This is a genomic window from Pseudomonas saxonica, assembly GCF_007858365.1.
GTDB classification, from domain to species: domain Bacteria; phylum Pseudomonadota; class Gammaproteobacteria; order Pseudomonadales; family Pseudomonadaceae; genus Aquipseudomonas; species Aquipseudomonas saxonica.
In genome coordinates, this window is sequence record NZ_VFIO01000019.1 from 1 (window position 1) to 23,320 (window position 23,320).

The 23,320-nt window shown below is 58.7% G+C and carries 19 protein-coding genes; 9 read left to right on the forward strand and 10 right to left on the reverse strand.

The window, feature by feature from the left end:
• Nucleotides 1-595 precede the first annotated feature (595 nt).
• A complete protein-coding gene (locus FJD38_RS23740; RefSeq protein WP_122784228.1) occupies nt 596-1,828 on the reverse strand; it encodes an NADH:flavin oxidoreductase in 1,233 nt (410 codons plus the stop codon).
• Nucleotides 1,829-2,160: 332 nt separating this feature from the next.
• Between FJD38_RS23740 and FJD38_RS23745 the strand changes: the two genes are divergently transcribed.
• Complete coding sequence (locus FJD38_RS23745) at nt 2,161-2,577, forward strand: hypothetical protein (RefSeq protein ID WP_122784229.1); 417 nt, start codon at nt 2,161-2,163, stop codon at nt 2,575-2,577.
• Nucleotides 2,578-2,707: 130 nt separating this feature from the next.
• Here the strand turns inward: FJD38_RS23745 and FJD38_RS23750 are convergent, their stop codons facing one another.
• The 5 genes from FJD38_RS23750 to FJD38_RS23770 are packed head-to-tail and all read right to left on the reverse strand — an operon-like array spanning nt 2,708 to nt 8,089.
• Nucleotides 2,708-3,619 (reverse strand): SMP-30/gluconolactonase/LRE family protein, encoded by a 912-nt coding sequence (locus FJD38_RS23750; protein WP_122784230.1) that lies wholly within the window; start codon nt 3,617-3,619, stop codon nt 2,708-2,710.
• 14 nt (nt 3,620-3,633) lie between these two features.
• On the reverse strand, nt 3,634-4,596 hold the full coding sequence (locus tag FJD38_RS23755) for an ABC transporter permease (protein ID WP_146387936.1): 963 nt from the start codon (nt 4,594-4,596) through the stop codon (nt 3,634-3,636).
• The gene (locus FJD38_RS23760; RefSeq protein WP_146387938.1) at nt 4,593-5,591 is read right to left on the reverse strand and encodes an ABC transporter permease; all 999 of its coding nucleotides are present in this window, start codon (nt 5,589-5,591) and stop codon (nt 4,593-4,595) included. Before FJD38_RS23760 ends, FJD38_RS23755 begins: the two co-directional genes overlap by 4 nt.
• Nucleotides 5,588-7,042: a sugar ABC transporter ATP-binding protein gene (locus tag FJD38_RS23765; RefSeq protein ID WP_146387940.1), complete on the reverse strand. Its 1,455-nt coding sequence runs from the start codon at nt 7,040-7,042 to the stop codon at nt 5,588-5,590. Before FJD38_RS23765 ends, FJD38_RS23760 begins: the two co-directional genes overlap by 4 nt.
• Nucleotides 7,043-7,066: 24 nt before the next feature.
• On the reverse strand, nt 7,067-8,089 hold the full coding sequence (locus FJD38_RS23770; RefSeq protein WP_122784234.1) for an ABC transporter substrate-binding protein: 1,023 nt from the start codon (nt 8,087-8,089) through the stop codon (nt 7,067-7,069).
• A 271-nt stretch (nt 8,090-8,360) separates the two neighbouring features.
• Here FJD38_RS23770 and FJD38_RS23775 point away from each other — a divergent pair, with 271 nt between their 5' ends.
• The 7 genes from FJD38_RS23775 to FJD38_RS23805 all read left to right on the forward strand — a co-directional run bounded on the left by FJD38_RS23775 (nt 8,361) and on the right by FJD38_RS23805 (nt 15,853).
• A complete protein-coding gene (locus FJD38_RS23775) occupies nt 8,361-9,596 on the forward strand; it encodes a GAF domain-containing sensor histidine kinase (RefSeq protein ID WP_146387942.1) in 1,236 nt (411 codons plus the stop codon).
• A 182-nt stretch (nt 9,597-9,778) separates the two neighbouring features.
• The gene (locus tag FJD38_RS23780; RefSeq protein ID WP_146387944.1) at nt 9,779-10,522 is read left to right on the forward strand and encodes a response regulator transcription factor; all 744 of its coding nucleotides are present in this window, start codon (nt 9,779-9,781) and stop codon (nt 10,520-10,522) included.
• 153 nt (nt 10,523-10,675) lie between these two features.
• Nucleotides 10,676-11,701: a LacI family DNA-binding transcriptional regulator gene (locus FJD38_RS23785; RefSeq protein WP_146387956.1), complete on the forward strand. Its 1,026-nt coding sequence runs from the start codon at nt 10,676-10,678 to the stop codon at nt 11,699-11,701.
• An 84-nt stretch (nt 11,702-11,785) separates the two neighbouring features.
• Complete coding sequence (locus FJD38_RS23790; RefSeq protein WP_122784237.1) at nt 11,786-12,568, forward strand: sugar phosphate isomerase/epimerase family protein; 783 nt, start codon at nt 11,786-11,788, stop codon at nt 12,566-12,568.
• Nucleotides 12,561-13,505, forward strand: coding sequence for a sugar kinase (locus FJD38_RS23795; protein WP_122784238.1), 945 nt, complete (start codon nt 12,561-12,563; stop codon nt 13,503-13,505). Before FJD38_RS23790 ends, FJD38_RS23795 begins: the two co-directional genes overlap by 8 nt.
• A 57-nt stretch (nt 13,506-13,562) precedes the next feature.
• On the forward strand, nt 13,563-14,858 hold the full coding sequence (locus FJD38_RS23800; protein WP_122784239.1) for an MFS transporter: 1,296 nt from the start codon (nt 13,563-13,565) through the stop codon (nt 14,856-14,858).
• Between the two features lie 20 nt (nt 14,859-14,878).
• Complete coding sequence (locus FJD38_RS23805; protein ID WP_122784243.1) at nt 14,879-15,853, forward strand: NAD(P)-dependent oxidoreductase; 975 nt, start codon at nt 14,879-14,881, stop codon at nt 15,851-15,853.
• A 28-nt stretch (nt 15,854-15,881) separates the two neighbouring features.
• Here the strand turns inward: FJD38_RS23805 and FJD38_RS23810 are convergent, their stop codons facing one another.
• Nucleotides 15,882-17,288, reverse strand: coding sequence for an NAD(P)/FAD-dependent oxidoreductase (locus FJD38_RS23810; protein WP_146387946.1), 1,407 nt, complete (start codon nt 17,286-17,288; stop codon nt 15,882-15,884).
• Between the two features lie 239 nt (nt 17,289-17,527).
• Between FJD38_RS23810 and FJD38_RS23815 the strand changes: the two genes are divergently transcribed.
• A complete protein-coding gene (locus FJD38_RS23815; RefSeq protein WP_122784241.1) occupies nt 17,528-17,806 on the forward strand; it encodes a DUF1652 domain-containing protein in 279 nt (92 codons plus the stop codon).
• Nucleotides 17,807-18,881: 1,075 nt separating this feature from the next.
• Here the strand turns inward: FJD38_RS23815 and FJD38_RS23820 are convergent.
• The 3 genes from FJD38_RS23820 to punC form a co-directional block, all read right to left on the reverse strand.
• Nucleotides 18,882-21,353, reverse strand: a complete 2,472-nt coding sequence (locus FJD38_RS23820; RefSeq protein ID WP_146387948.1) for a UvrD-helicase domain-containing protein — start codon at nt 21,351-21,353, stop codon at nt 18,882-18,884.
• A gap of 101 nt (nt 21,354-21,454) precedes the next feature.
• Nucleotides 21,455-21,991 carry a hypothetical protein gene (locus tag FJD38_RS23825; RefSeq protein ID WP_122782394.1) on the reverse strand — a complete coding sequence of 179 codons (537 nt, stop codon included), beginning with the start codon at nt 21,989-21,991 and terminating at the stop codon, nt 21,455-21,457.
• A 56-nt stretch (nt 21,992-22,047) separates the two neighbouring features.
• Nucleotides 22,048-23,229: a purine nucleoside transporter PunC gene (gene punC, locus FJD38_RS23830; RefSeq protein ID WP_146387950.1), complete on the reverse strand. Its 1,182-nt coding sequence runs from the start codon at nt 23,227-23,229 to the stop codon at nt 22,048-22,050.
• Nucleotides 23,230-23,320 lie beyond the last annotated feature (91 nt).

The window sequence follows — 23,320 nt, forward strand, 5'->3', positions numbered from 1 at the left end:
ATGATCGGGCTCGACGACTTGCAGTTCATTACGATCGGCTGCCACGAATCGCCGAGGCATGGGTATGGCTGGCTCAGGGAAGAATGCTGCTACGCAGGTTGACTGCTTAGTTTTGTAAACACCCTCTAAGGGCGAAACCATAACTTCAACTAGACGCTAGTAATGGATATGTACTCGAAGCTTTTAATAGGCCCGTGTACATATCCATTGAATGCGTTAAATCTATCTACGGGTTCCGCCCTTACGGCGGCTCACTTTTGTCAAACAGCCACAAAAGTAAGCAAAAAGGCCTTGCCCCTGCGTACGGCCCTCGCTTCGCTCAGGTGTCCCTCACTCCGGTCCCGCTCCGTGGGCACGCTGCGACGGGCCATCCATGGCCCGATCGCAGCTCTCCCGGCATCCATGCCGGTCGACCCACTCCGCGAAACCTCCACTCGGCCTCCCGAAGGGGCGGCAGATCACAAGCCAGATCACAAGCCAGATCACAAGCCAGATCAAAAGCAGATCACTACTCGCTGGCAAACTTGCTCCTGTAGCCGCTGACGAGCTCTGCGAGGCTGCGATCGGCAGCGAACAGACCAACACCCACTCCCTTTCAACCCCCCGCCGCCGGCTGACTGTTCAACGTGGCATCGCCGGGCTGGCCCAATACACAGGAGGTACCGCCAGGGGTGTACATCATCGCCACGCAACGATTGCAGGCCGTGCAGATCGAATCACGGCTAACCCCACTGGCCAGTTTGTTGACGTAGTCATTTTCAGCCAGCAACACCCGGCCCATGGCAACCAGATCGAACCCCTCAGCCATGAGTGTTTCGATGCTCGCCAGGCTCTTGGCACCGCCCAGGTAAGCCAAAGGCATTTTCACCGCCGCACGCACCTTGCGTGCATGTTCAAGCAGATACAGCTCACGAAATTCCACGGTAGGCTCTTTGCGGCGCTGGATGGCCATCGCAAAGGCAATCAACTTGTTCTTCTGCTGAACGCGATTTTCCTTGGGAAACGAGGAACCGAACATGGTCGTAATCGACTCCGCGTTCATCCCGGCGCTGAGCACCAGCAAGTGGGCGCCCTCTTGTTCCAGCATGGCGGCAATCTTCGCCCCGTCTTCAGCGCTGTTACCGGCGCGCACGCCTTCGGTGACGCTGTATTTGCAGATCACTGCCATGTCCTGGCCAACCGCATCCAGCACCGCACGCAGCACCCGACGCGGAAAGCGCAAGCGATTTTCCAGACTGCCGCCGTATTGATCGCGACGCTTGTTGTACATCGGCGAAATGAACTGGCTGAGCAGGTAGCCATGGCCCATGTGGATTTCCACTGCATCAAAACCCGCCTGACGGGCCAGGCGAGCGCCTTGTGCGAATTCGCGCACCACTTGCTGCATGTCCGCTTCGTCCATCGCCTGTTTGAAGAACATCCCGCTCATCAGGCCGATCTTGTTGAAGCCGCCGCTGGCAGACAGCGGACGCTTGGTCGAACGCTCTCGGATAAAGGTAAAGCAGCCACCATGGGTGATCTGCGCGCTGGCCAGACCACCCTTCTCGTGAACCCCGTCGGTCAAGGCTTTGAAGTGCGGCAGGCTCACTTGGGTAAGGGTCAACTGGTTAGGCAATGTACGGCCATCGCTGCTCACCGCGCAGTAGGCGACAGTGGTCAGGGCGACGCCACCAGCAACCAAAGCCGAGTGCAACTTGACCAATTGCCTGGACGGCACGCCTTGAGCACTCATGCCCTCGTTGGTGGCGGATTTGATAAAGCGGTTTTTCAGGGTCAGTGGCCCGATCACAATAGGGCTGAACGGTGACGGGATCGGAGGAAGGTTCATGGCAGGCCTCTCGTTATTGTAATTATCAGAAGGTGCACCTGGCGTTGAATGGCAAGGTAATCGCGCAAGGCCCGCAAACGGTTTTGGGCGACGTGCGGGGGAGCCGAGAAACGCGACCCAGGTCATGCCGATCTGGAAGTTGCCCGGGTAAATGATTGATGTTAAGGGCAAGCAAAACATCGTCCGACAAGACTAGCCTTTGGAGAGGCCTGGCTACAGACGCTAAAACGTTGGTGATCGCGCAACTGGAAATATCAGTATGTCTTGAGCCTAAAGACCTTTACTCGCCTGCCGATGACCTTGAACAACTTAAGGTTTAAAGGACAAACGCCATGGTCAGCAGCATCCCAAGCCTTGGAGCAGGCATCAGCATTCCTGGGGCGGCCACTCAAGCCCCGGACAACGCTGCGGTAAGCGAGACGGGAACAGCGGCGCAGCCGCAGAAGATCAATACCAAGGCGACATCGGGTGCTTCTGCCGAAAGCAGCGATGACAGTTCCGACATCGTGAAGCAGCTGAAGAAGCAGATCGCACAGTTGCAGAAACAGCTTCAGCAACAGCAGCAAGCGTTGCAGCGCATCCAGTCCAGCGAACAGAGCGCGGACGCCAAGGCCGCGGCGATTGCCGGTGCTCAAGCGCAAATCACGGCGACGGCTGCGGCGCTGCAAACAGCGACCGCAGCCTTGTTGCAGGCCGTGCTGGCCCAAGGCGGCAGCAGTTCAGGGTCGATGGTCAGTACCTCGGCTTAAGGAACGTAACCTCAAGGCGGGCACCGTTCCTGTAGCCGCTGACGAGCTCTGCGAGGCTGCGATCGACTGCAAAGCCGTCGTAAAACCCTTCAATCCGGTGCATCAGACACACCACCATTGCCGGGCTTGATCAAGGCACCTGAGCGCCCGCCACGGCCACGTGGATCATGTACAACGAGGTGTTGGCCGCGATAAACAGACGGTTACGCCGCGGCCCGCCAAACGTCAGGTTGGCGACCTTCTCGGGCAGTTTGATTTTGCCCAGCAGCACGCCATCGGCGTCAAAACACTGAATCCCGTCACCCGCGCTGGTCCAGATGTTGCCCTGAACGTCGATCCGCAGCCCGTCCGGTATGCCCGGCTCGATATGAGCCAACACCCGCGACGCCCCCAATCGGCAGCCGTCAATCACTTGAATGGCACGGATATGGTGGGCCCCGTCCGGATCATGGGAGCGCGCCGAATCAGCGATGTACAACGTCTGCTCATCCGGGGAGAACGCCAGGCCGTTGGGCTGTTCAAAATCATCGGCCACACAGGCAATGTCCAGTGTCTGCGGGTCTATGCGGTAGACGTTGTGCCCGCTCTGTTCGGGTTCCGCCTGATAGCCTTCGTAGTCACTGAGAATGCCGTAGGTCGGGTCGGTGAACCAGATGCCACCGTCACTGTGCACCACCACGTCGTTTGGCGAATTAAGACGCTTGCCTTCAAACTGATCCGCCAACACGGTGATGCTGCCATCGGGCTCAGTGCGCGTGACGCTGCGGGTACCGTGCTGGCAGGTCACCAGCCGCCCTTGACGATCACGGGTGTTGCCATTAGCGAAGTTGGACGCCGGACGAAACACCGACACGCCCTGCTCCGGCGTCCAGCGCAAGATGCGTTCGTTAGGGATGTCGCTCCACAGCAGATAGCCGCCATCGTTGAACCACACCGGGCCTTCCGCCCAGCGGCACTGATCGTAAAGGCGTTCAAGCTGAGTGTTGGGCAAGGTCAGGCTGCGAAAGCGCGGGTCGTGGAATTCGTAAATATCGTCGCTCATATAGGAATCCTTGCTTAAAGGCTGCGCAGGCTTTTACGCCCGCTGACGGCGGCTATCACCGCAATAATGATCACGCCAGTCAGGATCAACCGCACACCGGCGCTGGCGCCGAAGGTGTTGAGCATACTGACCAGCAAATACAGAAACAGCGCAGCGCCCCACAGCCCCGGTACGTTGGAAAAACCACCGGCCACCGAAGTGCCGCCAATCACTACCACTGCAATCGAGGCCAACAGGTATTCATCGCCCATGCTCAGCGAGGCGCCACCGGAGAAACCGGCCAGCACCACGCCGCACACGCTGGCAAACACCGCACTCAGTACGTAGGTGGCCCACCGCACACGTTCGACCCTTACGCCCGCCAACTCGGCTGCGCGCATGTTCTGGCCCACCGCCAGCGTCCAGCGGCCATACAGGCTGCGGCTCAACACATAACCGGCGACAACCGTCAGTACGCCCACCGCCAAGGCCAAATACGGAATACCCAGCACTTTGCCCGTGGAGAATTGATAGAACAGTTCCGGCGGCGCAATCCTCACGCTGCGACCGTAGGCAATCGCCATCGACTGCAACAGGAAACTGGCGGATAAGGTGGCGATGATCGGCGGGATACGCAGCACGCGAATCAGGGCGTAATTGGCACAACCGATCAACACGCCCACAGCCAAAACACCGGCCACGCCCAGTGCGATCAAGCCGTCCTGGCCGTCCATCAGCTTCATCCCGACCGCGCCGCTCAAGGCGATGTTGGCCGGGATCGACAAGTCGATATTGCCGGGCCCGGTGGTGATGACGAACATCTGCCCCACCCCGACGATGACAAAAAACGCCGAGAAGGCCAGCGCACCTGACGTCAGCGCGCCAGCGCCTTCGCCACGGGTAAAGGCCAGAGTGGCCAGCCACACCAGCAGCGCGGCCAGAAACGACCACAACCAGGGTTTGCTGCGCACGCGATTGATATGCAGGGACAGGTTCATACCGGACGTACCTCTAGGCGGTTAACGGCTGTGCGCAGGGCCAGCACCAGAATCAAAATCGCCCCTTGAGCACCGATTTGCCAATCCGGCGAGATGCGGATAAAGGACAGCAGTGATCCGGCCAGCACCAGGGTCAAGGCGCCCAACACGGCACCGATAGGCGACACTCGCCCGCCGGTAAACTCCCCGCCGCCCAGAATCACTCCGGCAATCGACAGCAAGGTATAACGCAGCGCCATATTGGCGTCGGCCGAGGTGGTCAAGCCCACCAGAAACAGCCCCGACAACACACCAAAACACCCGGCCATTGCATACAACGTGACCTTGATCCGCAGCAGCGACCAGCCCGCCTTGGCAATCGCCAGCGGGTTGCCCCCGGCACCGCGCAGTACCACGCCCAGGGTCGAACGCATCAAAAACAGGTGCACGGCAATCGCCAGCAGCACGCACACCACCACGGCAAACGGCAATAACGGTGTCTTGATCTTGACCAGCGCCTGCAACCATTGCGGCGCGCTGCCACCGGGCGCGGGCAGGAGCAGCACCGCACCACCGATCCAGATAAACGACATGCCCAGCGTCACCACAATCGCCGGTAACTGGCGGATATGAATCAATGCGCCGAGCAAGGCGTACACGCCTATACAGCCCACCAGTGCCAGACAGCCCAGCCACGGATGGTCATTGAGCAAGGTCGCGGCCACGCAGGCCACGAAGCTGATAAAGCTACCCAGTGACAAATCCAGGTCGTTGACGGTGATGATCAGCATCTGCGCAATGGTCGCCAACGCGATCGGTACCGCCAGATTGAGCATCAGGTTCATGCCCATGTAGCTCATGGCACGCGGCTGCATGATAAAGATGGTCGCCAGCAGCACCACCAGCGACACCGCCGGTAAAGCGTTGCGCAGCAGGCGTGCACGATTGAACGCAGCCGAGGGCGTGGTCGTAAGCAAGGGTTGAGGTTTTAACGTCATGGGTTGAGGCGCGTTCATGCCACCTCCTCCTGAAAGGAACTGCGCAGAATCTGCGCTTCGCTCAATTGATCCCGGGCCATGTCGGCCACCACTTGGCCTGCGCGAAACACGTAGATGTGATCGCAATGGTCCAGTTCTTCAAGCTCAGTGGTGTACCAGATGAACGTGCGTCCGCGAGCAGCCTCCTCTTTGATGATGGCGTAGACCTCGCGTTTGGTGCCCACATCAACCCCACGCATCGGGTCGTCCATCAAGATCAAGTCACTGTCACTGCCCAATGCGCGGGCAAACAGGGCCTTTTGCTGATTGCCGCCCGACAGCGACATAATCGGCTGGTTCATGTCCGGCGTGCGAATGGCCATCCGTTGTTGCCACTTGGCCGCCATTGCCTGCTCGGCCTGGGGGTCGATCAGCACGCCGCGTTTGAGCGCGGTCAATGAGCTGATGGTGATGTTCTCGGCAATCGACCACAGGCTGAACACCCCGTCAGTCTGGCGATCACCGGCCACCAGCGCGACAAGCTGACCCGCGCCAATGCGCTCGCGCAACAGCTGCACCAACCATTGGCTTTGCCCCTGCCCGGCCAGCCCGGCCAAGCCGACAATTTCACCGGCCCAGGCGGCCACCGTCTGCCCGTTTTGTTGGCGCGCCGGACGCTGATTGACCACGGGCGACTGACTGTCGCGCTTGGAGATGAACACCTGTTGTTCATCCTGAGGTTTGGCCACCGTGCCCATCGACGCCACCAACGAAGCATGGGTAAACGCACTGGCAGCGCGCACATCTACTACACAACCGTCGCTCATCACTGCAATACGATCGCACGTGGCGAGCATTTCGCCGAGGATATGGCTGATCAGCACCACACAACCGCCGCCTTCAACGTAGCGGCGCACGTGCGCCAGCAGTTGCTCGGCGACCCGGGCGTCCAGAGACGAAGTCGGTTCATCCAGAATGACCAGTGCCAGATGCTCGTCGACGCAGGTAAAGGCGCGGGCAATTTCGACCATCTGCCGCTGACCGATCGGTAAGTCGGCCACTACGTCCGCCGGGTTGATGCCATGACCCGGGAAGATGCTGTTGAGGGTCTGCATAATCAGCGCGCCGGCTTTACGCCGCCAGCCGAAGCCACGTAAACCAGGGCACATCAGCCGCGTGTTTTCGGCCACGGTGAGATTGGGGCACAGTGACAGTTCCTGAAACACACAGCGGATACCGTGCTGGCGAGCCACTTGCACCGAATAGCCACTGCGCACATCAACGCCGCCCATCAGCAATGAGCCCGCATCGGCGCGCAGGGTGCCCGCCAAAATGTGCATCAGCGTCGATTTACCGGCGCCGTTGTGACCGATCAGGCCCAGACATTCGCCAGCCCGGCAATTCAGGTCAACGTCATTTAAAGCGCGCACGGCGCCGAAACGCTTGCCGACCCCTTTGAGGTCAACCAGCGATGCGTGGGTCACAGTCATGACTCTTTCCTCGGCGGGGGGCGCTTACTGCGCTACGGGGCTCTTGAGTTGCGCAACGTCGTCAACGCTGTAGACGTGACTGACAATGCCGCCCTTTTCCAACCCGGCCAGCGAGCTTTCGAGGGTGTCCTGAGTCACGCTAATGGCGGGCGACAACAGGTCATGGGGCATTTGCTTGCCGTCGAGTAATTGCTGAGCGACCCAAAATGCGAGGCTGGAAATGCTCGGCGCGCTGGAGATCGAGAACGCTTGATAGCCGTTGGCGTCTTTTTGCTTCTTCCACAGCGACAGTTCTTCTTCGCGGTTGCCGAAGACAATGACCGGCAGTGGTCGGCCCGCAGCGGTAAAGGCTTGGGCCACGCCGAAGCCGTCATCACCCTGAGTCACCACAGCGTCGATTTTCGGCAGGCTGGGCAAGATCCCGGCCACGGCTTTTTGTGCGGCAGTCTGCGACCAGTTGCCGTTGACCGAACCGACGATTTTCAGCTGCGGGTGCTTGCTCGCCCCGGCCACCACACCGGAATGGATCAACTCATCCACCGAAACCCCGGCCAGGCCGCGAACTTGCAGCACGTTGGCGCCATCCGGAAAGCGCTTGGCCAGGTAATCCATGCCATCCAGGCCACTTTGCTTAAAGTCCATGGAGATGCGGTAAGCGCACGGCTCAGTGACGATGCCGTCGAATGAAACCACGATAATCCCGGCATCGCAGGCTTGTTTCACCGCGCCGTTCAACGCGGTGGGCGACGCCGCATCGATGACGATGGCGTTATACCCTTGAAGGATCAGGTTCTGAATTTGCGCCGCTTGCTCGGTGGCCTGGTTCTCGCCGGTGGTAAACGAGTCAGCGCCCTGGATAATCCCGGCTTTGACCGCTTGATCAGTGGTGTTCTGCCAACTGGTCAGCATGCTTTGACGCCACGAGTTACCGGCGTAGTTATTGGACAAGGCAATGGTTTTATCGGCCGTGTCGGCCTGGGCGGGAACAAACGGGGTGAGCAGTAAGGCAGTGGACAGCAAAGCACAACACAGTGAGTGACGTTCCATGACAAAAACCCTTTTTATTATTGTGGGCCAGCGGTCGCCGATTAATTCGGTCGTACCTGATTACTGTGCAACGTTTCCAGTCTGATCGGGCAATGGCCTTGTGTCTGGAGCGTTACTGCACACTTGACACCCTTTGCGCGTAAATAACCTGCGGGATCCCGCAAAAGAAACGCGTATTCGTGCAGCGTTATTCAACGTGCGTGCGCCCCACTTTGGGTCATAATCGTGCCTCGGGCCGCCAACGGGTGTGCCTTCTGATGGATGTTCGGGCATGACGCAAAGAGTCCCCATAGCGGCTGAAAATGTGCTGCACCACTTTCTCGGCATTTCCCGGGCGCTGGCCGGACGCCTGGACTTTCAATCGATGATTGAAGCGGTGTCCGAAGAAATCCGCTTTATCCTGCCCCACGACCACCTGGACGTCAGTCTGCTGCTCGATGACGACAATCACCTGTCGGCGTACGAGACCGGTCTGCATACCGCCTGGAGCGACTTTGCGATTCACCCGCTGGAAATAGCCCGCAGCCCGATCCGCAGTCTGCTGCTGGGGGTGGAGCCGTACATCCTCAGTGATGACGCCATGATTGATGAGCGCTTTCAGTTCCCCGGCGCCTTGAACAACCCGATTTTCGATGCCCGCTTGCGCAGTCGCCTGCATGTGCCTTTGCGCGCCCGGGGCGAGGTGATCGGTGCTTTGAGCTGTTCAACCCACGTGGCCAATTTTTATACCCTCGATGATGTGCGCCACACCCAGCATGTGGCCGACCTGCTGGCCTCCTACCTGTATGCCTTGCGTCAGACCGAGCAGGCCAAACAACTGGCCATCGTCGAAGCGCAAATCCGCGCCCGCGAAGAAGGCCTTCGTCTGGGCGTGCTGCGCCTGACTGAAGAGCTGGAAAACGAGCGGCAACGCATCGGCATGGACCTGCACGACCAGACACTGGCCGACATGACCCGTCTGCATCGGCGCCTCGCCCGCCTGCAATTGCTCGACAGCGTGCCCACAACAGAGCTAGCGCCGGTTGCTCAGGCCCTGCACGAAAGCATGCAAGAGCTTCGCCTGATCATCGACGCGGTCAAACCGACCATTCTGCAACTGTTCGGTTTTGTCGAGGGCCTTGAAGACCTGCTGCTGCGCAGCGTGCGCAACAGTGGGCTGGCCATTGTCACGCAGTTGCGTGATGACACCGACGGGCTGGCCAATGACCTCGCCGAACCGCAAAAAATTGCCTTGTTCAGGATTATTCAGGAGGCGGTCAACAACGCCATCAAACACGCCGCGCCACACGCGATCATCGTTGAAATCACCGCCACCGCCAGCCATCTGTGCCTGACTATCCTCGATGATGGCCTGGGGCTGGACAGCGCCAGCCGGCTTGAAACCGGAGGCATCAAGAACATGCAAGTTCGCGCGCAACTGCTCAGTGCCCATGTGCACATCGACAAAGGCCCAAACGGCAAAGGCACCTGTGTGCAAGTAAGCCTGCCTCTGCCATCACTGCTTTAGGCTCTGTACGAAATGTATCTGCTCTCGGTTATGCGGCGTTGAAAACAGGCTCGTGCGCGAGTCCGATCGGAATGCTCATTTACAACCCGTAAAGTCGTGCGCGACCCCGGCCGTTCCTCGCCTGTTTTCGCCTTGCCTAACCTTCGCTCGAAAAGATTTCGTACAGACCCTGGGAAACGATCATGGAAATCCTGTTAATTGAAGACGATCCGGTGCACCGCGCCTTTTTCAAGGAAGTCATAGAAGGCGCATTACCGGAATGCGTGCGCCTGCACGAAGCAGAAGACGGCTTGGTGGGTGAGCGCCTGGCCCAGGAGTTTGCCGTTACCTGCGTGGTCATGGACTTGCAGATGCCTCGGCGTACCGGTGTTGAAGCGGCACGGGCAATCTGGCACGAGCGCCCGCACACCTCGATCATGTTCTGGTCCAACTACGCCGATGAAGCCTATGTACGAGGCATTTCACGCATCGTGCCTGAAGGCGCGGCCTACGGTTATATCCTCAAGACCGCCTCCGAAGACCGTCTGCGCCTGGCCCTGCGCAGCCTGTTTATCGAACAGCAGTGCGTGATTGACCGGGAAGTGCGCGGGGTACAACAGAAAAGCCAGAACCAGCTACTGGGCTTGACCGACGCCGAATACGAAGTCCTGCAAGACATCGCCTTGGGGCTGACCGACCGGGTCATTGCCCAGCGCCGCAATCTATCGTTGCGCACCGTGCAAAATCGCCTGCAACAGCTGTATGAAAAGCTCGGCGTGCGTCAGCCCAGCGAAGACACTGACAGCGCCCCGGCCTTCAATTTGCGTTCGAGGGCGGTCAATGTGGCACTGCTGCGTAAATTGCTTAACCGCACGGCGATGGAGCAGGCTGAAATCGAATTGCAGGCATGGCTCAAGGACCCGCGGTTCAACTACTCGAAACACTGACCGGCGGCCCCCGCGTCCAACCCACGCGTTTATTTCTGTAGGACAGTCGATAAACGTCACTTGACGCCGGCAGGTGATTTGAGTTTTCCTGAAACCGGTTTCAGCGCACTGCGTGAAACCGCCTGCGATAACACCAATAAAAGGTTTCAGGCCGTGAACAGTTTTTCTGCTGCCCAGCGCAGTCGCGTCACCATGCTTGATGTAGCTCAACGTGCTGGGGTGTCCAAGGCCAGCGTGTCGCGCTTTATCGGCGAAGACCGCGCCCTGCTCTCCCAGGCCATTGCCGAGCGTATCGAGCGTGCCATCAACGAGCTGGGCTACCGGCCCAACCAAATGGCCCGTGGTCTGAAGCGCGGTCGCACCCGACTGATCGGCATGCTGGTGGCCGATATTCGCAACCCCTATTCAATTGCGGTGATGCACGGTGTCGAGACGGCCTGCCGTCAGCACGGCTACAACCTGGTGGTGTGCAACACCGATCGCGATGATGAGCAAGAACGCCAGCACCTCGCGGCTTTGCGTTCCTACACTATCGAAGGCTTGATTCTTAATACCTTGGGTCACCATCCGGATGCGCTGCAAGCGCTGCAGCAGGAAATGCCCGTCGTCCTGATTGACCGAAAAGTCGAACAACTGCACAGCGACCTGGTCGGGCTGGATAACCCCGGCGCGGTGCGTATGGCCCTTGAGCATCTGCAACAACAGGGTTATCGCGACGTGCTGCTGGTCAGCGAGCCGATTGACGGCACCAGCTCACGGGTCGAGCGTATTCACAGCTTCACCTCGCAACTGGCCGAACACCCGACACTCAAGGGCGCAGTCGTGCAAACCGGTCCGCAGTTGCTGGCCGACATTCAATCTTTCCTGAACTCACCTGGCAACGGTCACAAAGCCTTGTTCTGCGCCAATGGCGTGGCGGCGCTAGCGTGCACGCAGGTATTGCGCGATTTGAATTGCCGACTGTTTGAGGACGTGGGCCTGATTGCCCTCGATGACCTGGACTGGTTCCCGTTGGTGGGCAACGGCATCACCGCCCTCGCCCAGCCCACCCAACAAATCGGCGCCAGTGCCTTCGATTGCCTGTTTAAACGCCTCAATGGCGACAAGAGCCCGGCCCGCGCGCTGGATTTTGCCGCCCACTTGATAGTTCGCGGCTCCACGCAACCGCCCAATACCTAAGATGTTGTGACTGGCAGCCCGCTGCACGGGTTATCAGTGATGTGTCATAACAAAAAATGAAACCGGTTTCAGAGATTAATAACAATGACCACATTTCCCGTTTCCATCAGTTTGTCGAGCTACGGCGCCGACTTGGTTCGCCAACGCGGCCAGGGCAGTTTTATTGAAGTACTGGCCACTGCTGGCGCAACACGTATCGAATTGCGCGAAGAACTGTTGACCGATGAAGACCCGGCCACGTTCAGCCACGCCGTGCAGCAGCACGGTCTTGAGTGTGTGTACTCTTCGCCTATCGAACTGTGGGAAGCCGGCCAGTCACGGCCTAACCCGCAGTTGCTCGCCACCTTGGCGCGCGCCCATGCATTCGGGGCCAAATGGTTAAAAGTTTCGCTAGGTTATTTCACCGAACATTGCGATCTGCCCAATCTGACCGCATGCCTGAACCAGCAGCCCGTGCAATTGCTGGTGGAAAACGACCAGACCTCACAGGGCGGTCGCATCGAGCCCATGCAACGTTTCTTCGACAAGGTCGATCAGCAGCGTGCCCCGATCAGCATGACCTTCGACATTGGTAACTGGCAGTGGCAAGACCAGTCGGCCAGTACCGCCGCTCGTTTGCTGGGCCGTTATGTGACGTACCTGCATTGCAAGGGCGTGGCACGCCGCCCGGATGGCAAGTTGATTGCCATACCGCCTACGGCCACTGACTTGCACATGTGGCAGCAACTGATGAGCCATATGCCCCACGGCTTGACCCGTGCCGTCGAATACCCGCTGCAAGGCAACGACCTCGACTGGCTGACCCAGGAACACGTCGCGGTTTTGGCCACGCTGAGCCACGCCCAACAGGAGCTGAGCCATGTCTGACTTTGATCTGCTGTCGTTTGGCGAAACCATGGCCATGCTGGTCGCCGACCATACGGGCGATCTGGCCGACGTCGGGCAGTTTCATAAACGCATTGCCGGCGCCGACAACAATGTCGCAATTGGCTTGGCGCGTCTGGGCTTCAAGGTCAAATGGCTAAGCCGCGTCGGTAACGATTCGTTTGGCCGGTTCATTCTCGACACCCTGCAAAAAGAGGGGCTGAACTGCCAGCACGTCGAGATCGACCCGCAGCATCCGACCGGCTTTCAACTCAAGTCCCGGGTAGAGGATGGCAGCGACCCGCAGGTGGAATATTTCCGCCGTGGCTCGGCCGCCAGTCACATGAGCTGCGCCGCCATCACGCCTGCATTGCTCCAGGCGCGTCACTTGCACGCGACCGGTATTCCGCCTGCGCTTTCTGCCAGTTGCAATGAACTGTCCTTCGCCTTGATGAAAGCCATGCGTGAGGCCGGCCACTCGGTGTCATTCGACCCTAACCTGCGACCTTCACTGTGGGCCAGCGAGCAGCAGATGATCCGTGACATCAACGCCCTCGCCGCCCATGCCCACTGGGTGTTGCCGGGCTTGAGCGAAGGCCGCTTGCTCACCGGCTTCGACACCCCGGCCGACATTGCCGCGTTTTACCTCGATCAGGGCAGCGAAGCGGTGATTATCAAACTGGGGGCCGATGGCGCCTACTTCCGTACCGCGGACGATCAAGACTTCGTACCTGCCGTGCCGGTGGCCAAGGTCATTGACACCGTGGGCGCGGGCGATGGCTTTGCCGTGGGTGTCATCAGCGCCCTGTTGGACAACCTCAGCATGACCCAAGCCGTACAGCGCGCTAACTGGATTGGCAGCCGTGCCGTGCAAAGCCGTGGCGACATGGAAGGGCTGCCGACCCGCGCCGAACTGGAGCAGTACCTCGCAACGACCTGATTTCTGGCCTTACTCGTTACCTGCTGCGACAAAAACAACAAGCTCAGGAGACTTACCATGCAATCGCTAAAACTCGCTGCCCGTCGGTGGTGGTACATCATGCCGATCGTATTTATCACCTACAGCCTGGCCTACCTGGACCGTGCCAACTACGGTTTTGCCGCGGCTTCAGGCATGGCCGCCGACCTTAATATCACACCGGGCCTGTCGTCGTTGCTGGGGGCGTTGTTCTTCCTCGGTTACTTCTTCTTTCAGGTGCCGGGGGCGATTTATGCGCAGAAGAACAGCGTTAAAAAGCTGATTTTTGTCAGCCTGATTCTCTGGGGCAGTCTGGCCACGTTGACCGGCGTGGTGTCCAACGCCTACACCCTCATCGTGATCCGCTTTATGCTCGGCGTGGTTGAAGCCGCAGTGATGCCGGCCATGCTGGTGTACCTGTGCCACTGGTTCACCCGTGCCGAACGCTCACGAGCCAACACCTTTCTGATCCTCGGCAACCCGGTGACCATGTTGTGGATGTCGGTGGTCTCGGGCTATCTGGTGCAGCATTACAGCTGGCGCTGGATGTTTATCGTCGAAGGTCTGCCCGCTGTGCTGTGGGCGTTTATCTGGTGGCGTCTGGCTGATGACCGCCCAAGCGACGCCAAATGGCTCAGCCCTGAGGAAAAACAAGACCTGCAAACCGCGCTGGACGCCGAACAGGTCGGCATCAAGCCGGTGAAGAACTACGCAGCCGCCTTCCGCTCGCCCAAAGTCATCCTGCTGTCTTTGCAATTCTTTTGCTGGAGCATTGGCGTCTACGGCTTCGTGCTGTGGTTGCCGTCGATTCTCAAGCAAGGCGCACAGATGGACATGATCGAAGCGGGCTGGCTCTCGGCCCTGCCCTATCTGGCGGCCGTGATCGCCATGCTGGCGGTGTCGTGGGGCTCGGACAAACTGCAAAAACGCAAACGCTTCGTCTGGCCTCCGCTGCTACTCGCCTCGATTGCCTTTTACGGTTCCTACGCACTGGGGGCTGAACACTTCTGGTGGTCCTACGCCTTGCTGGTGATTGCCGGTGCCTGCATGTACGCCCCTTATGGCCCGTTTTTCGCCATCATCCCGGAGATTCTGCCTGCCAACGTAGCCGGCGGTGCAATGGCGCTGATCAACAGCATGGGCGCACTGGGCTCGTTTGGCGGTTCGTATCTGGTCGGCTACCTGAACAGCGAAACCGGCTCGCCGGGTGCTTCTTTCCTGCTGATGAGCGGCGCACTGCTGATTTCCGTCCTGCTCACGCTGATGCTCAAACCCACGGTCAATGACACCGCAGCGCCTACCCGGCTGGCTGCGCCCCGTCTGGCCCACTCTTGAATTACATGTCGGTGACTGCCTTGAAAAAACATGTCGTGCTGTACAAAAAACTCTCCGATGCACTGATGCAGCGCCTCGAAGAACATGCCCACGTGACCCTCATCGAGAAACTCGATGATCAGGGTATGCAACAACTGCGCGCCGCCCTGCCCCAAGCCCAGGGTTTACTGGGCGCCAGCCTGAAACTGGATGCCGCCCTGCTGGATCTGGCGCCACAACTAGAAGCGGTGGCCAGCGTCTCGGTGGGTGTTGACAACTACGACATCAATTACCTGAGCGAACGCAAGATCCTGCTCACCAACACCCCCGACGTGCTGACCGAAACCACTGCGGACACGGGCTTTGCGCTGATTCTGGCGAGCGCCCGACGCGTTGTGGAACTGGCCAATCTGGTGCGCAATGGCAACTGGAAAAAAAACATCGGCCCCGAGCATTTCGGCACGGATGTGCATGGCAAAACCCTGGGTATTATCGGCATGGGCCGCATTGGCGAAGCCTTGGCCCAGCGCGGGCACTTCGGCTTTGGCATGCCGGTGATCTACCACAGCAACTCGCCTAAACCGGCCGTTGAGGCCCGCTTCAACGCGCAATACCGCAGCCTGGATGAGCTGTTGCAACAAGCTGACTTTGTCTGCCTGACCCTGCCATTAACCCCTCAGACGGAAAACCTGATGGGGGCTGAGCAATTTGCCCTGATGCGCCCTGAGAGCATCTTTATCAATATTTCTCGCGGCAAGGTGGTGGACGAGCCGGCGCTGATCAATGCCTTGCAGCAAGGCCAGATTCGCGGTGCCGGGCTGGACGTGTTTGTACGCGAACCACTGGAACCGACCTCGCCCTTGTTGCAACTGGACAACGTGGTGGCGACCCCGCATATGGGTTCGGCCACCTTTGAGACCCGTGAAGCCATGGCCCGCTGCGCGGTAGACAACCTGCTGGCGGCATTGGCCGGTACGCGTCCGGCCAACCTGGTCAACCCACAGGCCCTGCGCTGAGCCACCCCGAGGGCGCCGGGCATGTGGGCTAGTGCATCTGGCCTTCCATGAACCCGGCGACCCGTTGGGCAAACTGGCGACGCCAGGGCGGGCTGTTGGGGTTGGCCAAGGTTTTATCTTCATAGACAAAACTGCGGATTACAGCGTTGTACCCCAGCCAGCGACAAGGCTCCGGTTCCCATGCCTTGAGCGCCCCCAACCCACCTTCGGTCAAGACCCACGGCTGTTTAACCTCAAGGGTGTCACGCTGCAAAATCAGGTCGGCCAGCGTGCGGCCGCCCAGATGGCTGGCCCCAACGCCTTCGCCGCCATAGCCGCCGGCCAGCGCAACACCTTGTGCACGGTCACAGAGCATATGCGGTTGAAACCTGCGCGCCATGCCTAGATTGCCGCCCCAGGCGTGGCTGATGGTGACGTTTTTCAACATCGGGAACAGCTCACCGAACAAATAGCGGCGCAGTTCGATTTCGTTGTCGGTGAGATCGAAGGAGTGCCGCAGACGGCCACCGAACTGATAGCCGCCCCGGGCGCCAAACACCAGCCGGTTATCCGCGGTTCGCTGGCCATACGTCACTTGTTTGCTGAACTCGCTGAACGCCTGGCCCTGCGACAGCCCGATCTGCTCCCACAGCGCAGGCGACAAAGGCTCAGTGGCCACGATCAAACTCTGCACCGGCAATTGATAGCGTCCCAGCGTGTTCAACGTAGTGGCGTAACCCTCAACGGCGGGTACCACCCAACGACTGCGCACTTGTGCCTTGGCCGTACGCACAAGGCCCGATTGCCAATGGCTGACCGGGCTTTGCTCATAAATACGCACACCCATGCGCTCTACGGCCCGAGCAAGACCCCGAACAAGCCTGGCTGGCTGGAGGGTGGCGACATGCGGCGTAAAAATCCCGCCATAAGGTTTGGCCACGCGCAACTGTTGAGCCAATTCGTCGGGGGTTAACCAGCGATAGTCGGATTCGCTCAAGCCTTGGCCGTAAAGATCCGCCAAATACTGGCGCAAGCTGCTTTCCTGCTCCGGGTAACGCGCTGCGCAATACAACGCGCCACCTTTGCGGTAATCACAGGCGATACCTTCACGATCAATGACCGATTTCACCTCATCCGTAATGGCATGCAATAAATCGAACGACTCGCGTCGGCGCTCAGGCGATAGCGCTGCTAACAGGCGGTCCTCGCCCAGCAGGTTGCCCATCAACCAGCCACCATTGCGACCCGAAGCACCAAACCCCGCCGTTTGTGCCTCGACAATGGCAATGCTCAACTCAGGTGCATGGCGCTTGAGGTAGTAAGCCGTCCATAGCCCGGTATAGCCGGCACCGATGATTGCCACATCGACATCCAGATCCTGCTCAAGGCACTGCCTGGGGCTGAGGTCCTCTTCAAGCTGATCCATCCATAAGCTGATTGAGCGCCAAGCAGGCATTTTTGACTCCAGCGGGTTACACAAAAAGGGAGGGATTTACCATTTAGCGCCGCATGAACGGTGGCTAAATCGCTTCACTGCATGATTTGCATCAAAGCACGATCAAACAATCTAAGCACGAGGGATAAAAGGCTTGTGCCAAGCGATATGAATGATAGGTTTGAACACGAACCCCTCGCAAATACGTGGGACAGGGCCACCCCTGATCGTTACATCCATTGAGCAAAAGGAAACGCTCCATGAGCCTGCATACCGAGCAACACAAGGTGACTTTCCCTAATGCCTGCCAACTGATGCGCTGGCATTTTCATCCGATGGGCTTTGAGGCGACCATGGACGCGCCCCGAAGCATGGTCGCCCGCTTGTTTGACCGTGCCAGTGGTGAAACGCTGATTGCCATTGCCGGTATTCCCTGTTCAACCGTGATGAGCGCAGGCGAAGTAGGCCGCATCATTCAAGCGGTCGAAGACGAACTCGAAAGCTTCATCCCGCCAGTGGCCTGGCAAGCGCTGGCGTAACCCTGTAGCCGCAGCCTTCGGCAGCGGCTACAACGTGCTGCGTCAAGTCGCAATCATTACCCGTAGCAGTTGCCGAAGGCGACGTCCGATTGCACAGCAATCGCAAAATCAGGCGCCTCGGCGTGTCAGCATTTACGACGGCTACGCCGCCGATCGCAGCCTTCGGCAGCTCCTACAACGTGCTGCGTCAAGTCGCAAACGCTAACCGTAGCAGTTGCCGAAGGCGACGTCCGATTGCACAGCAATCGCAAAATCAAGCACCTCGGTGTGTCAGGATTTACGACGGCTACGCCGAATCGCAAACGTTCCCCGTAGCAGTTGCCGCAGGCGACGTCCGATTGCACAGCAATCGCAAAATCAAGCACCTCGGTGTGCCAGCATTTACGACGGCTACGCCGCCGATCGCAGCCTTCGGCAGCTCCTACAACGTGCTGCGCCGAGTCGCAAACATTACCCGTAGCAGTTGCCGAAGGCGACGTCCGATTGCAAAGCAATCGCAAAATCAGGCGCCTCGGTGTGTCGGGATTTACGACGGCTCCGCCGCCGATCGCAGCCTTCGGCAGCTCCTACAAGGTGCCGCGCCAAGTCGCAAACGTTCCCCGTAGCAGTTGCCGAAGGCGACGTCCGATTGCAAAGCAATCGCAAAATCAGATACCTCGGTGTGCCAGCATTTACGACGGCTACGCCGCCGATCGCAGCCTTCGGCAGCTCCTACAACGTGCTGCGTCAAGTCGCAAACGCTACCCGTAGCAGTTGCCGAAGGCGACGTCCGATTGCACAGCAATCGCAAAATCAGATACCTCGGTGTGTCAGCATTTACGACGGCTACGCCGCCGATCGCAGCCTTCGGCAGCTCCTACAACGTGCTGCGCCGAGTCGCAAACATTACCCGTAGCAGTTGCCGCAGGCGACGTCCGATTGCACAGCAATCGCCAAATCAAGCGCCTCGGTGTGTCAGGATTTACGACGGCTACGCCGCCGATCGCAGCCTTCGGCAGCGGCTACAAGGTGCCGCGCCGAGTCGCTGGCGTTACCCGTAGCAATCGCAAAATCAGGCACCTCGATGCGCCAGATTTTATGAACCTTGAGCGGCACGCCGATCTTCAAAAAACGCTTTGTCCTTGGGAATACGGTCCGAGGCCTTGGGCACATTCGGCCCCTGGGCCTCCGAGCTCTCCAGATACCAATAGCAATGCTTCACCGCTCGGGTGATACCGACATACGCCAGTCGCAAAATCTCGTCTTTCTGCGCCGAGTCGTATGGTTCCGGATCACCTTCCTTACCCAGACCCGCCATGCGGTATACCTGATTTTTATAGGGCGAAGACGTCAGGTGCTGACAGTCGCCCAACAAAAACACCACATCCGCCTGCAACCCTTTGGAGCTGTGATAGGTCAGCTGCTTTAGCCTGCGGTCTTCTGGCTGCAAGCTAGAATCCACATTAACTATCGACTGAATATCCTTTTCAATCATCAGCTTGTCGCTACTTTTTCGATACAACATCAAGATCTGGTCACCGGCGTTGTAATGCTCGGTCAGACGCGCCACCAGGTCTTCAACATCGCGGTTCAACACATTCACCGGCACTAATGATTTAGGCTCGCCACTGGCTTTGGCACGCTTGCCAGGAATAGACGGCGCTGCACGCACGATATGCTCGGCGGCGTCGATGATGTGCTGGTGACTGCGAAAGTTGTCGCTGAGCATTACCCGAGTAGTCGCCGGCGACGGGAATTCTTTGTTGAACCCTATAAAGTACTGGGGCGAACTGCCACGCCATCCATAGATTGACTGCCAGTCATCGCCCACGCATAGCAAAGACGAACGCTGGGCCCCTCTGCCCACATGCATCGCCGGGCCGCGACTGCGGATTTCACGCAGGCTCGCACGCAACCACGAGACGATTTGCGGCGATACGTCCTGAAATTCATCGATCATCAAATGCGACAGCGGCCGCAACTGCTCATGACTCAGCAGCTTGAAATTTTGCGGGGTGTTTTCGCCAAACAATGAAAACATGCGGTTGTAAGTCATGACCGGCGGGCTTTGCGCCAGCAGGTGATCTTCCAGCGCTCGCCAGTACAGGCTCAGGGCCTCGAAGAAGAACCGGTCAGGGTCATCCTTGGCAAAACGCATATCGCCCACAGCGGCGGCGACGTCCAGCCCCAGGTTTTCAATAAAGCTGGCAGCTGCGACGAAACAGTCCAGCAGCGGAGCCGAACCGAGTTCGCCTTTAAGCTTGTAATCAAACCCCGGGCCGGCACTGGCATCACCCGCCATCGAAGCAATCACGCGCTTTGCAGCGTCATAGCTTTCTAGCCATATCAATGGTTTATCACAGAAAGCTCGAAACAGAGTGCGCTTGACTGCCCATTCTGCCCGCACCGCCAAACGTGCGCCGGGGCGGGTAATTTGCGGGTTTTCCCTTGCATCAAAGCCCAGCACCACCCACGCATCCAATTGCGGGATGTAGCCGTGGCAATGAAACGGCGCGCCATTGATCTGCAGTACTTCACGGCTCGGTTCGATGCCCTGGATGGGCCAGGCACCGGCCGCAAACCACAAGTCTTCGAGGGTGTCGCAAAGCTCTTCGTCACGCTTGGATGCCAGCTCTGTCACGGCCATGCGCTTTTGCACGTCGGGGTGATCGCGCTCCAGCTCTTTAAGTTGAAGAGCATGGCGGCATAACGGCGCTACCGCGTCGCGAAAACGCTCATTGCTGGTGTAAAGCCCGTGGTAGCAGGCATTCAATTGTTGGCGCTGCGCATCATTAATGCGCAAATCGAAAGGGTTGCTGTCGCCGTCGTCGTCATTGAACAGGCTGCGCGTACTCAGCGTCTCAAAGGCCTGCAACTGGCTATAGCCGGGCAAGCTGCGCACCATTGGCAATATTCGCGAATGGAACGTACGCACCACGTCTCGCGCCTCCTTGAGGCTCAAGGTACGGCCCCACAGGGCGAAGATTTCTTGCAGCTTGGCGATGAAGTCCTTGCGCGACTCCCGGGTAAAGGTCACCACGGTCATCGAGCTGAGTTCAAAGCCCAAATAATGGGTGAGCAGCAAAATACGCAACACCAGCGAAGTCGACTTGCCAGCCCCTGCCCCGGCCACCACCGAGGTCGACGGCGTATCGCTGAAGATCATCTTCCATTGGGCGGCGCTGGGTTGCGCGTACTCCGGCAGAATCGCGGCCACATCCGCCTTGATCTGTTTTTTCAATTCGGCGGTCAGGGGCAGACGCCAATCATCGAACAGATCGTCATCGATGCCCGGCGCACGCAGTTCCTGGGGGCGCGTGTCATTGATAAACAGCACCTGACGGCCTTCTTCGAGCCCTTCGGCGTGCCCCTCTTTGAAGCCGTAGTCAACGCCTGCACTGTGCCCGCTGCGAAACCCGTCGGCTTGCCCGTGCAACCAGGACGCAGCATGTTGCGCCCGTAAACGACTCAGTCCGCTGCCAAACAAGCGCGCGGCAAGGCGTTTGAGCAAGGGTAACTGGGCAAGAGGGGCAAGATCTTCAGGCTGATCGGGGGTGTGTTGCGGCACGCTGACTCCAAAGTGTGAGGCTGTCCGGGCGGATGGGCTATGGTCGCTGCATTGCTCGCTGAAATCTAGCGAATTGCTGGCGCATCAGTTGGTTAGAGCGATCACGTCATCTGGATGTACAACGAAAACGCCCCCAGCGCCATCCAAAAACAGCCGAAGATCCACGGCGAGCGCACGGAAAACATCAACGACTTTTTATAGCCTTTGTGCGTGGACTCCATTTCGCAAAAAAGCGGCGACTCATCGTAAGCCAAGCCCATGACCGGTTCGCTACTCAGCAACTCGCTTTGTTTGAAGTGCCAATGATCAATGATGTCGTAAGCCGCCCGAATACCGGGCCACGCATTCAGGGAGATAACGATGCCCAGTATGGCCAGCAGCGGCGGCACCGTGAGGGTAAAAAACTTGCCCCACTCGGGGTTGATGTTGGCCATGCACGACGCGAAGGCAATCACCAGAAAGGCCTGTGCCGCCAAATACGCATCCGTGCGGTGGGACAAAATACTGGTTTCGTACTGGATTTCACGCCGGTAAAAATCCAGTCGATCCTTGGGTGAGCCGAACATTTTGGCGTCGTGGCTGGTCTGGACAGGTTCTGGGGTGGGGTCTGAATTGCGGTCTGTAATTATTTGGGTCATCAAGAGCGCTCGCTCAGTGTCTCGAACACTCTTGGAGGCAACCAGCGCCAACTAGTTCAGCCTGTGGCACGCTCCACTGCTGGTGATTTGTAGCGCGCAATCAGGAAACCCAGCACTGCCAGCGGTGCAGTGGCCAACATGACTTCAACCGTAATTTGCAAGGGCTGACTGATATAGGTCGATACCAGCAGGCTGCCAAGGAAGCACAAACCCAGTTGCAGGGTGTTTTGTAAACCGGCCGCCTTGCCCGAGTTCTGGGCAAACGGCATCAGCGCATTCGCCACCACAATCGGGTAGCTCGCCCCATTGACCAGTGCCATCAGGCAAAAGGGGATGAGCAAGGTCAGCAGAGTCGGTTCTGTCTGGGTAGCCACGGCATATAACCCGGCCATGCTTGCGCAATACGCCAGCAGCAACCACGGCAGCAGCTTGCGGCTTTTGATGCGCTGCAAGGCGCTGCGGCAACCGTACCCGCCGATCATGAAGGCCAGCGTCGGGAATGCGTAGCTCAAGCCAATATCGCCGGGGCTGTAGCCCATGTCGCCGAGGATAAAAGGTGAGGCCGTCAACCAGGCGAAGAAACTGGCCGAACAGGCCGCAAAGATCATCACGTTGCCGCTAAACGTCGGCGAGCGCAGCAGCTGCCAATAGCCGAGGGTGACCTTGGCCGGACTGGTTGCAGTGCGAGGTTTTTCTTTGAGCAGCAGCGTGGGCACGATCAACAACAGCGACAGGCCCAGTAACACCGTAAAAATGGCTTGCCAGCCTAAATGGCCCAGCACCACTGCGCCCAATAATGGCGCCAGTGCCGGGGACAACCCCATCAACGGCATGATGCCCGCAAACACCCGACTGGCACGCTCGGCCGGGTATCGATCAATGACCAGGGCTTGCCAGGTCACCGCCGCCGCGCACACACCGATGGCCTGAATAAAACGCAGGGTCAGAAGTAATGCGGCGTTGTCGACCCAGAGCATGCCCAGACAACCCAGGGCGAACATCGACAACCCTGCCAACAGCACCGGTTTGCGTCCCAGTCGATCGGACAAGGGCCCCCAGAGCAATTGCCCAAAGGCAAATCCGGCCAGAAAGATGCTCAAGCTGGCCCCTACTGCGCCAGCGGACAACCCCAGTTCGCTGCGCAACGTGCCAAACGCCGGCAAATACATGTCCATGGCCAGATAGCCGAGCATGCTCAGCCCGGCAAGGTAAACGGTGAAACCTACAGAATTTTTCATGGGCATCCAAAACTTGCCATCAAACAATTTGTTGACTGGCGCGCATTATCCCGCTGATTATTTCTTTGTGAAGCGATAATAATTGCCATCT

Excerpts from the sequence above, each read along its gene's own strand:
- FJD38_RS23740 (WP_122784228.1), bottom strand. The coding sequence starts at position 1,828 with ATGAACCTTCCTCCGATCCCGTCACCGTTCAGCCCTATTGTGATCGGG.
- FJD38_RS23745 (WP_122784229.1), top strand. The coding sequence starts at position 2,161 with ATGGTCAGCAGCATCCCAAGCCTTGGAGCAGGCATCAGCATTCCTGGG.
- FJD38_RS23750 (WP_122784230.1), bottom strand. The coding sequence starts at position 3,619 with ATGAGCGACGATATTTACGAATTCCACGACCCGCGCTTTCGCAGCCTG.
- FJD38_RS23755 (WP_146387936.1), bottom strand. The coding sequence starts at position 4,596 with ATGAACCTGTCCCTGCATATCAATCGCGTGCGCAGCAAACCCTGGTTG.
- FJD38_RS23760 (WP_146387938.1), bottom strand. The coding sequence starts at position 5,591 with ATGAACGCGCCTCAACCCATGACGTTAAAACCTCAACCCTTGCTTACG.
- FJD38_RS23765 (WP_146387940.1), bottom strand. The coding sequence starts at position 7,042 with ATGACTGTGACCCACGCATCGCTGGTTGACCTCAAAGGGGTCGGCAAG.
- FJD38_RS23770 (WP_122784234.1), bottom strand. The coding sequence starts at position 8,089 with ATGGAACGTCACTCACTGTGTTGTGCTTTGCTGTCCACTGCCTTACTG.
- FJD38_RS23775 (WP_146387942.1), top strand. The coding sequence starts at position 8,361 with ATGACGCAAAGAGTCCCCATAGCGGCTGAAAATGTGCTGCACCACTTT.
- FJD38_RS23780 (WP_146387944.1), top strand. The coding sequence starts at position 9,779 with ATGGAAATCCTGTTAATTGAAGACGATCCGGTGCACCGCGCCTTTTTC.
- FJD38_RS23790 (WP_122784237.1), top strand. The coding sequence starts at position 11,786 with ATGACCACATTTCCCGTTTCCATCAGTTTGTCGAGCTACGGCGCCGAC.
- FJD38_RS23795 (WP_122784238.1), top strand. The coding sequence starts at position 12,561 with ATGTCTGACTTTGATCTGCTGTCGTTTGGCGAAACCATGGCCATGCTG.
- FJD38_RS23800 (WP_122784239.1), top strand. The coding sequence starts at position 13,563 with ATGCAATCGCTAAAACTCGCTGCCCGTCGGTGGTGGTACATCATGCCG.
- FJD38_RS23810 (WP_146387946.1), bottom strand. The coding sequence starts at position 17,288 with ATGCCTGCTTGGCGCTCAATCAGCTTATGGATGGATCAGCTTGAAGAG.
- FJD38_RS23815 (WP_122784241.1), top strand. The coding sequence starts at position 17,528 with ATGAGCCTGCATACCGAGCAACACAAGGTGACTTTCCCTAATGCCTGC.
- FJD38_RS23825 (WP_122782394.1), bottom strand. The coding sequence starts at position 21,991 with ATGACCCAAATAATTACAGACCGCAATTCAGACCCCACCCCAGAACCT.
- punC (WP_146387950.1), bottom strand. The coding sequence starts at position 23,229 with ATGAAAAATTCTGTAGGTTTCACCGTTTACCTTGCCGGGCTGAGCATG.